Origin of the sequence: Helicobacter sp., assembly GCF_029067145.1 — a bacterium.
Classification (GTDB): Bacteria; Campylobacterota; Campylobacteria; order Campylobacterales; family Helicobacteraceae; genus Helicobacter_D.
The window spans coordinates 1-2367 of record NZ_JAIEFA010000049.1; the positions used below are offsets into that span (position 1 = coordinate 1).

The 2367-nt window shown below is 37.6% G+C and carries 4 protein-coding genes; 3 read left to right on the forward strand and 1 reads right to left on the reverse strand.

The annotated features are described in order from the left end of the window. The 3 genes from K2N75_RS05310 to ung form a co-directional block, all read left to right on the forward strand. Positions 1-293: dihydropteroate synthase (locus K2N75_RS05310; protein ID WP_300120119.1), on the forward strand; the 293-nt coding region annotated here is incomplete at its 5' end. 11 nt (positions 294-304) lie between these two features. After that, positions 305-1291 carry a hypothetical protein gene (locus K2N75_RS05315; protein WP_300120121.1) on the forward strand — a complete coding sequence of 329 codons (987 nt, stop codon included), beginning with the start codon at positions 305-307 and terminating at the stop codon, positions 1289-1291. Between the two features lie 10 nt (positions 1292-1301). Beyond that, positions 1302-1994, forward strand: coding sequence for a uracil-DNA glycosylase (gene ung, locus K2N75_RS05320; RefSeq protein WP_300120123.1), 693 nt, complete (start codon positions 1302-1304; stop codon positions 1992-1994). Here ung and K2N75_RS05325 read toward each other — a convergent pair. Further along, positions 1991-2367, reverse strand: a 377-nt coding sequence (locus K2N75_RS05325; protein ID WP_300120125.1) for a DUF2130 domain-containing protein, incomplete at its 5' end; no start/stop codon positions are given. The two genes, ung and K2N75_RS05325, sit on opposite strands and share 4 nt — an antisense overlap.

Sequence of the window (2367 nt, forward strand, 5' to 3'; positions counted from 1 at the left end):
ATATTGGCATAGGATTTGGCAAAACCTTAGAGCACAATTTGGCACTTATTAAGCATTTAGGACATTTTTTGCACTTTGGTTATCCTCTTTTGGTTGGCGCAAGTCGCAAAAGTCTGATTGATAAAATCACTCCTTGTAGTGTGGAGGAACGATTAAGCGGCACTCTTACGATTCATTTAGAATCCCTAAAAAACGGCGCAAGCATTATTCGTTGCCACGATACAAAAGAGCATATTCAAGCACTTAAGACTTGGCTTGCCTTACAAGAGGCAAAACTTGACATTCCATCATAAGAGGTGATTTGATGAACAGACGCGAAATTATTTGGCAATTAAGCCAATATGGCTATACAAAAGAGAAGCTTGAAAGTATGCCAATGTCAGACCTTGCAAAGCTTTTTAAGCAAACCTCCAAAGAACGTATTACAAAATATATGAATACCTTGCGTGCAGACAAAGAAACAGAAATTATACCCGGAGAGGACACAAATAATATTGAACGAGAATTAGAGCTTGTTTATCACGCGATTTCAGTAGAGGAAATTAATTTCGCGATTCTTTATGACGCAATAGAAAAAATCCTAGAAAAATACGATTTAAACGAAGCCATTGAGCTTGTTCTGTCTCAATCTAGTGATAAACAATACAAGCAAATGACGCAAATTACAGAAGTTGCTTATCGTTCTTTTCAAGAAATTCTGTTAGATAGGATTGAAAAGTTATGCGAATTTTATCCTGCAGAGGAACGATTTGAGCAATTAAAATTTTATGGAGACCGCCGAGAAGATATAAACTTTTTGCGTGAAAGTATTGCAAATATGAGTGCGCAAAATAATCAAGAACGTTTGAGCAAAATTGCCTTACTCAAATACGACATTATCCGCGATTATTACCCAGATTCTATGTATGAAAATTACGAACAATTTTACGAAAATGAAGAAGAAAAAAATGAGATTATTGAACGTATTATGTCTCTTACTAAAGCCTATACGCGCCCTGTGCTCAAAGCCAAAAAATTTCAAGTGCTTTCGCATATTGAACGCGTTTTGATTGAAGACCGCGACAGAGAAAAGGAAGAAAAAGCACTGATTAAACAATATACAAAAAAACTTGGCGATGTGATTTTAAGCGAAGATGAACTTGCCTTTGCAATGATGCTAAAAGAAGCACTAGGTGTGCTAGATGAACGCGATGTTACACGCATTATTGGCAATTTTGATATTTCAAGCAACCCTATTTTATTGCAACGTTTTAATGCAATTATGCGCGACAACCGCCGCACAAACAAATAGAGGCAAAACAATGGAATCGCAAATCAAACTTGAAAATATCAAAATGGAACAAGGTTGGAAAGAGCTTTTAAAAGATGAATTTTTGTCTCCTTATTTCGCAGAAATTAAGCAACATTATCTTGCTGCTAGGGCAAAAGGTGCGATTCTTTATCCTCCTGCTAAACTCCTTTTTAACGCTTTTAATCTCACGCCTTTGGACAAACTCAAAGTCGTGCTTCTAGGGCAAGACCCTTATCATCAGCCAAATCAAGCAATGGGATTGTCTTTTTCTGTGCCTAATGGGGTTAGGATTCCACCCTCGTTACAGAATATTTATAAAGAATTGCAAGCAGATTTAGGGATTCCACCTAGCCAAAGCGGAGATTTAAGCTCTTGGGCGCGGGAGGGAGTTTTGCTCTTAAATAGCATTTTAAGTGTGGAAGCAGGCAAACCCACTTCTTGCCAACATTTTGGCTGGCAACATTTTACAGATTCCGTCATTTCACAAATCAATACGCATTGCGAGGGGATTGTTTTTTTATTATGGGGAAACTACGCAAAAGCCAAAAAAAGTTTGATTAACCCCGATAAACACTTTATTCTTGAGGCTGCCCACCCTTCCCCTTTAGCGCGTAGCGGATTTTTGGGCTGTCGGCATTTTTCAAAAACCAATGCGATTCTACAAAAACTCGGCAAAACGCCGATTAATTGGAAACTTGATTAAGTGTTAGAATCCTCTATCAAATTTTGATTAAAAGGAATCTCTAAGGCTTTCACATTGCCAATTGCATTTCCTGCGATTCCTTTAATAGAACCATACATATCAATCGTATTTTCAAGCACCTTTTGAATCTGCTTTTCGCGCTGCTTCCATAATCTCTGCATTGCGCGTTTTTCGGAATCCAAATCACTCTGCATTTGTGTAAATCCCTCCACAATTGCTTCTATTTGCATTTTAAATTCAGAGCTCGTGAGATATTGATAAAGCAAACCCATTTTATCCTGTTTGTTTTCTTGCGATTTTTGCGCAATTTTTACCTTAACCACACTTTCCCTTAGCACCACACAAAGAGCCTTAAACTCCTCAAAAGTGCAAA

Excerpts from the sequence above, each read along its gene's own strand:
- K2N75_RS05315 (WP_300120121.1), top strand. The coding sequence starts at position 305 with ATGAACAGACGCGAAATTATTTGGCAATTAAGCCAATATGGCTATACA.
- ung (WP_300120123.1), top strand. The coding sequence starts at position 1,302 with ATGGAATCGCAAATCAAACTTGAAAATATCAAAATGGAACAAGGTTGG.